This window comes from Aliivibrio sp. A6 (assembly GCF_028765505.1).
Classification (GTDB): Bacteria; Pseudomonadota; Gammaproteobacteria; order Enterobacterales; family Vibrionaceae; genus Aliivibrio; species Aliivibrio finisterrensis_A.
The window spans coordinates 1-1173 of the sequence record NZ_JARACR010000088.1; the positions used below are offsets into that span (position 1 = coordinate 1).

Consider the following 1173-nt stretch of genomic DNA (forward strand, 5'->3'; position numbering starts at 1 on the left):
ATTACTTAACCATACAACCCCAAGAGGTCTTTTTACTTGTTCTTTTATCTTTATACTTCGTTGTTTTCAAAACTTACTTGGTCATGTAGCAAGCTACACTCCCTTCGATAAATTTCTTAACGCCTTGTCTAAAAATAAAATTACTACGTAAAACAAATAACTTGAGATCGTATTTCAACTAATCAAGGTTTGAATTCATCACTATTTCTGTAAAAAAGATAATCTCTAAACAGAAAAATGTGAGTTCTGGTTTTTCGCCGGATTCGCTCTTTATCTCTACTTTAAAAAGTAGAAACAAAATAATACCAAGAACACTTGAATGTGTTTTTAATTTGTTTATCTAGGATAAACAAAAGATATTAAGAACTTTTAAATTTTGATTTAACTTAATTTCAGCACTTAGCTGTAATTAAGCTGAATCAGTCAGCTTTCCAAATTGTTAAAGAGCTATATAAAATCATTAACACTGTTAATGATAAAATACTTTTTAAGCATTTTCAGACACAAAAAATTCGAACCTAGATCAATTTCTTGAACTGGTTTGGAATCCTTCCAAAAATATTTAAAGAGTATATCCATATGAAATGGTGGGCGATACCGGGCTCGAACCAGTGACCCCCTCCTTGTAAGGGAGGTGCTCTCCCAACTGAGCTAATCGCCCACATAATATTCCAATTTACTCCTGACTCTATCAGAAATAAACCCATTCTCTGTGGAAAGAATGGTGGGTCGTGCAGGATTCGAACCTGCGACCAATTGATTAAAAGTCAACTGCTCTACCAACTGAGCTAACGACCCATATTTTTCTTCTTAGAGGAGGCAAGTTGTAAGGACGTTTATAGTCTATAAACGACGTCAACTTAACAAACTATAAGGAGAAAATGGTATCCCGTAGGGGAGTCGAACCCCTGTTACCGCCGTGAAAGGGCGGTGTCCTAGGCCTCTAGACGAACGGGACACAACGAAGGTGTTGGACACCTTCTAAATCTCTTTATTTTCAACCTTCGCAATCTGTGTGAGCACTCATGAATCGTAATCTATCGTTTAAGGAGGTGATCCAGCCCCAGGTTCCCCTAGGGCTACCTTGTTACGACTTCACCCCAGTCATGAACCACACCGTGGTGATCGTCCTCCCCTAATCCGAAGAAAAGGGGTTAAACTAACCACTTCTGG

The 1173-nt window shown here is 38.0% G+C and carries 3 tRNA genes and 1 rRNA gene; all 4 read right to left on the reverse strand.

Annotated elements, in window-relative coordinates:
* Nucleotides 1–585: 585 nt before the first annotated feature.
* Nucleotides 586–661 (reverse strand) — tRNA-Val (locus PVK70_RS18695).
* 61 nt (nucleotides 662–722) lie between these two features.
* Nucleotides 723–798 (reverse strand) — tRNA-Lys (locus PVK70_RS18700).
* Nucleotides 799–882: 84 nt separating this feature from the next.
* Nucleotides 883–958: transfer RNA gene (locus PVK70_RS18705), tRNA-Glu, on the reverse strand.
* A gap of 87 nt (nucleotides 959–1045) precedes the next feature.
* Nucleotides 1046–1173: ribosomal RNA gene (locus tag PVK70_RS18710) — 16S ribosomal RNA — on the reverse strand; the annotation flags it as partial.